Source organism: Halomonas garicola, from assembly GCF_031935715.1.
Classification (GTDB): Bacteria; Pseudomonadota; Gammaproteobacteria; order Pseudomonadales; family Halomonadaceae; genus Vreelandella; species Vreelandella garicola.
In genome coordinates this window covers 1-5,750 of sequence record NZ_JASSZF010000057.1, presented here as the reverse complement: position 1 = coordinate 5,750, position 5,750 = coordinate 1, and the positions used below count along the sequence as shown (strand labels likewise).

General features: G+C 54.2%; 4 protein-coding genes. 3 read left to right on the top strand and 1 reads right to left on the bottom strand.

Translation table 11 applies throughout. The features are described from left to right. Nucleotides 1-637 precede the first annotated feature (637 nt). The gene (locus tag RS027_RS13300; RefSeq protein WP_311946932.1) at nt 638-1,609 is read right to left on the bottom strand and encodes a magnesium transporter CorA family protein; all 972 of its coding nucleotides are present in this window, start codon (nt 1,607-1,609) and stop codon (nt 638-640) included. A gap of 433 nt (nt 1,610-2,042) precedes the next feature. Between RS027_RS13300 and RS027_RS13295 the strand changes: the two genes are divergently transcribed. The 3 genes from RS027_RS13295 to RS027_RS13285 all read left to right on the top strand — a co-directional run bounded on the left by RS027_RS13295 (nt 2,043) and on the right by RS027_RS13285 (nt 5,525). Continuing rightward, nucleotides 2,043-3,809, top strand: coding sequence for an amidohydrolase (locus tag RS027_RS13295; protein WP_311957704.1), 1,767 nt, complete (start codon nt 2,043-2,045; stop codon nt 3,807-3,809). Nucleotides 3,810-3,910: 101 nt separating this feature from the next. Further along, nucleotides 3,911-4,411: a TRAP transporter small permease subunit gene (locus tag RS027_RS13290; protein ID WP_311957703.1), complete on the top strand. Its 501-nt coding sequence runs from the start codon at nt 3,911-3,913 to the stop codon at nt 4,409-4,411. Between the two features lie 67 nt (nt 4,412-4,478). Further along, nucleotides 4,479-5,525: a TRAP transporter substrate-binding protein gene (locus RS027_RS13285; RefSeq protein ID WP_311957702.1), complete on the top strand. Its 1,047-nt coding sequence runs from the start codon at nt 4,479-4,481 to the stop codon at nt 5,523-5,525. Nucleotides 5,526-5,750: the final 225 nt, after the last annotated feature.

Sequence of the window (5,750 nt, the reverse complement as noted above, 5' to 3'; positions counted from 1 at the left end):
GATGATGACGACCCAGCGCCGTACAGCGTAGTGAACTTCCCGACACTGTCGGCGGCGAGCCATACCGCTGCAAAATCGACGTTAATTTTTAACGATCTGTCCGAATCAGGTTGACAGGTTCCGCCCTTGGCCCTGACCTTCTTCCATGGTGGTCGTATCTCCGGTGGTGCCCGTATCGCCAGGCTGGCCTTGGCCGTCTGCAGCCGTAGCAACGCCGATGCCGCCCAGGCTCAGAGCCCCCGCTGTCAGCAGAGTCAAAAGAGCAGTACGAGTCATAGGGGTTTTAGTACGCATGAATATCACTCCATCAATCTTCGTTTGGCAGTTGAATCTAACCTTACGGACCAATGAGGTAATCTTCGGTTAAAACCGAAAATAAGGAAGTATGCGGTCCCACAGCATACTGCCCGATAGCCGATGAAGTCGGTAAAAACACCGTTTCCAAATCGGCTGCCTAGTCAGTCAGCAGACCCGCAGAGGAAGTTCCGGATAGCCCGTTTTATGATTTTTCTTTGCACATTAAAGGCTAGGCTGCCTATTTTATGCACGTTGTTGCCACGACAGCCGCCTTATCGCAAAAGCCAAAGTTATTCTACTGCTCGCTTCCAGGCCTGAGTTCAAACAGCAAGGGCGCCGGCTAAAGCCAACGCCAGCGCCGGAACAGCCAGATCAGCCCCAGGGCGATCGCGGCCATGCTGCCCAGCAGGAAAAAATAGCCGTAGCGCTCGTCGAGCTCGGGCATATAGGCGAAGTTCATGCCGTAAATACCGGCCAGAAACGTCAGCGGTACAAAGATCGCGGTGATCACCGTGAGCACCTGCATGGTGCGGTTCAGCTGGTGCGAGGACAGCGACATATAGCCGTCCACCAGATCCCCGCAAATGTCGTAGTACATGCTGGTCAGGCTGTAGAGGCGTTCAAAGCGTTCGTGAACGTCGGTAATCGCGTGCTCGGTATCCTCGTTGCCGTGGGGAATATGCTCGCAGTCCGTGGATAGCAGTTCGCTGGTAATCGACTGGTGGTAGTTGAACAGCCGCCGCATTTTCAACAGCCGCGAGCGATAGCCGATTACCTGTTTCATCAGCGTATCGGTGCCGTTTTCCATCAGCGCATCCTCAAGCTCGCTGAGCCTGGCCTCGAACTCGGTCAGGCTTTCCTGATAAAACCCTGCCGACAGATACATGATGCGAAGCGCCAGATGGCCTGGAGATTTCTGCAGCAGCGCGCCGCCGTTCTGCCCCAGCATTCGGTCGATGCTCATGGCCAGGCCGGCGTGCAGGCTGATCAGATAGCGCTCGCCGATGAAAAAGGGGATCTGCTGGGGCCGGTAGTCAAGGTCGGCATCAAAGGCGGCAAGCCCGCGATAGATGATCAGCGTATGCGAGTCAAACTCCTCGATCTTGGGCGGGTGGCGATTATCCTTCTGAGCATCGATAATCGCCAGCGGATGGCAGCCAAACGCCTCCAGCAGCGCCTTTCCCCGGGCGCTGCCTTCCCCCTGAACATCAATCCAGATGCGGCTTTTGGGCTCGGCGTGAAAGCGCTCGATAAGCTCTTCGCCTCCGGTGTGAAGCTCGCCGTCGGCGGTGATTAAAAGGCTACGGATCATTGTTAGGTCTCATCGTAAAGTTGATAGCCAGCCTTCTTAACGCTCATTTTATGAACAAAAACGAAAGGCAAAACAGCTTCTTTTCGATACATTACCAGACGCTTGACATGGTGATTTTATACTTTTCCATCTGACAGAGCCTATCAGCCGCATCCGCTAAAATACCGGCCTAAATCAGATACCTACTCAGCTTTTAAGCGGCCTTAGCCTTTAGGTGGTTTTCGCCGAGCGTAGCTTGACAGCCTTTGGTTAAGATGCCTATGTTCTATCTAAGCGTCGATCGCTTGCAGCAATGAAAACCGTAGGTGAGGAAAGATACGTAATACCCTGATAAAGAATGATTTCTACGTATTTTTTCTTGAGGTTATACGTAGTTTCCTTGAGTTTAAAAGCGTGCACTTTGCATTTCGCTTAATAATATAGTGGGGTCGGAATGTATAAGTTAGTTTTCCCTAAAATAATAGCCACGGCTTCTTTGCCTCTCCTTGCTTTAGCTGCTTCTTCCGCCGCCTATGCGCAAGTCGACCAGATTTATTACGGCGGCAACATCGTCACCATGAACGAGAAAAATCTGTTCGTTGAAGCGGTTGCCGTCGAAGGCGACCGCATTACCCATGTCGGCCGGCTGGCCGATATCAAGCCGCTGACCGACGACGGCACCGAGCGGATCGACCTTGAGGGGAAAACGATGCTTCCCGGCTTCATCGACCCCCACGGCCACTTCGTCAGCGCCGGAACCTCGGCCCTGCAGCAGGTTGATCTCAACCCGCCGCCGATCGGCAACGTCACCAGCATGGACGACCTCATCGCCAAGCTAACGGACGAGGCGGAAGCTAACAGCGAGAGCGAGGTTATCCGTGGGGCCCGCTACGACGATACGCTACTCGACGAGAGCCGCCATCCAACGCGGGAAGATCTCGATCAGGTCAGCACGTCGCATCCGGTGATTGCCAAACATATCTCTGGTCACGTCACGGCGGTCAACTCCAAGGCCCTCGAAATGGCCGACATTACCGCCGATACGACCGACCCCGACGGCGGGCGTGTGGCAAAGGATAGCGAGACCGGCGATCCCACCGGCGTTTTGGAAGGCAATGCGGGCCAGCTGGTCAGCGACCTCACCCCCGAAACGACGAAGGAGGATCAGCTCGCCGGCATCCGCAAAGCGTCCGAGATGTGGACCGCGCATGGTTTCACCACCGCCAACGACCAGCCTAGTAACCCCGACATGATCGATGTGTACAAAGAGGCGCTCAATGATGAAGACCTCTTCCTGCGGCTGACGTACTGGCCAAGGGAGACAAACATTGAGGATGCACGGACTTATCCCGCAGTGGAGTCAGGATCCGATATCACCGCCGGTAGTAACATGATCCATCACGGCCCCATGAAACTCGTCATTGACGGCTCACCGCAGGGCTACACGGCACACTTCAGCCAGCCCTACAAAACGCAGCGGCCGCAGGATGACGGATCCTACCGGGGCTTCCCGTACTGGGACGACCGCGACGAGTTCTTCGACTTCGTCGAAGCATTACACCGGGAAGGCTGGCAGGTTACCGTTCATTCCAACGGCGACCAGGGCATCCAGGATACGCTCGACGCCTTTGCCGCCGCCCAGCTTGCCTCGCCGCGCGAGGATGCGCGCCACACGATTCAGCACTCGCAGTTCACCCGGCCCGATCAGCTCAACCAGATGGCGGCGCTCGACGTACATCCCGATTTTTTCATCGGCCACACCTTCTACTGGGGGGATCGCCACAAGAACGTCTTTTTTGGCGAATCGCGTGCCGAACATATGAGTCCGCTGAAAGGCGCCTACGAACACGGCCTGACGCCCACCACCCATACCGACACGCCGGTGGTACCGATCGACGGCATTCAGATGATTTGGTCTTCGGTTAATCGCATGTCGACCGACGGCGACATCATCGGGGAGGATCAGCAGGTTGCTCCGCTGGAGGCGCTCAAGGCGATCACTACCAACGCCGCCTGGCAGTATTTCCAAGAGGATATAAAAGGCAGCATCGAACCCGGCAAGCTCGCGGACTTCGTGATCTTGTCCGACAACCCGCTGTCGATCGGTCATCTCGACCCGATGAAGATCAAGGATATCAAGGTGCTTGAGACCATCGTCGGTGGCGAGACGGTGTTCGAGGGAGAAACCGAGAGTATCGTCGCGGAACAGTCCGCCGAGTAGTGGCTACATGAGCTACGTGCTGAAAAACAAGAGCTCAAATAGATAAGGGATTTATATTAATTTTAACTAAATAAAAAGAATATACGCTCAAGGGGCAAAAAATGCTGAATACTATTTTCAGTAGGACACTCGATAAGGTAATCGAATATATGGGGCTTATCGGCTGCCTCCTTATACTCTACTGCATGGCGTTTGGCGTCACCGACGTTTTTCTAAGGTATGTTCTCAATTCGGCATCCCAGTGGATCGGTGCTTCGATTCAAGCCGCCATGGTACTGATAGCCTGCGTCGGTGGCGGCTATGCGTTGAAACACGGCTCCTTCATCAAGCTTGACCTTTTTTATGCCAACTTTTCGGCTCGCACCAAAGCGATATGCGACGTATTGACATCGGTCCTTACTTTCGCCTTTCTGGGCGTTCTGATTTGGGAAGGCACCGCTTCAGCCATGATGTCAATCAAATTCAGTGAGGTAACGCCTACGGCCGTTCCCGTACCGATTTATCCCATCAAGAGCGCCATCCCGCTAGCTGCCTTTATTGTGCTGATGATTGTCATCAAGCAATTCGTAGAAGATATAAAAGTAATTATAAAAAAACCATAAGCATGCATTTCTCGGGGCTGACATTGCGTCGGGATAACCAACCTTAAAAAAAGAAAGGGGTCGTGAAATGATATCTGTCAAGCGCAGCATTATAACCATAACAGCAATCAGCGTCGGCGCTATGTCCACCTATGCTCTGGCTCAAGCCGAGGGTCCACCGGATAAAGTGACCGAATGGGTATTTCAACCGGCCTTTGATTCGTCCGATGCCGGCTGGGATAAAGGGCTAGTGCCCTGGGCTGAGGCGGTAGAGGAGGCCACGGAAGGTACCGTAAAAATCAAGCTGATGCCTGCAGGCTCCCTGACCAGTGGCAATGAAGCCTTTAATGCCACGGTGTCGGGGATGACCGAAGGCTATGCCGGCTGGGCAACGGTCTACGGCGGGGTGCTCCCGGAAGGTATGTTGGCCTATGGCCTGGCCATGGGGGCCAGTAATCCGGAAGAGGCCTGGGAGGTCATGTGGGGGGACGACTACCGAGTGGGGGACCTGGTTCAGGAGGCTGCCCACGAGCGCGGGCTTCACTGGATCGGCTGGACCAACCAGGGGGCGAACGCCATGTTCACCAACTTCCGCGTGGAGAAATACGAAGACCTGAAAGGTAAGAAAATGCGTGCCGGCGGCCCCCAGGCCCTGTTCCACGAAGCAGTCGGCGGTACCGCTGTCTCTATGGGTGCCGGTGATATTTATACGGCTATTCGCTTGGGCACTATCGAAGGCACCTACTGGGATACCGGCGGCATTGATGATATGTCGTTCCAGGAAGTGGTCGATTACGCCATTTTACCCGGCTGGAACCCGGCTCAGCACCAGGAAACCTACGTGAATCTGGAAGCCTGGAATGCATTAACCGATTGGCAGCGTGAACAGATCGAGGGCATCTTCGAAGAAACCTACTTTGAGACGAGCCAGCTGCATGCTGACCAGGTAGATATCGCGCTGCAGACGTTGAAAGACGAAGGCGGTGAAGTCATTCGCTTCAGCGATGAGGAAGTTGAGCGGATGCGGGAACTGTCCATCGAGAAAGTCTGGCCCAAAGTAGCCGAAATGTCGGATCGAAACGCTGAGGGCGTAGAAATTTTCAAACGCTTCCTTGAGGATAAAAGCGAATCCTGAAGCTAGCGATAAATTATCTGTAAAAATGACCTCTGTGCCTGGCCTTCCTTACAGAGATTAGGGAGGGCAGGCACATACTGCCCCTCACCAAATGCCTATAAAATCTGAGGAATCCCCATGAAATGGGTAATAAAATCAGCATGATAGGATTGAAAAAGCCTGCATGAGTCATGCATGTTGTGAGTTACGACACACAACAACATGCGAAGGAGACCCATGCAGGCC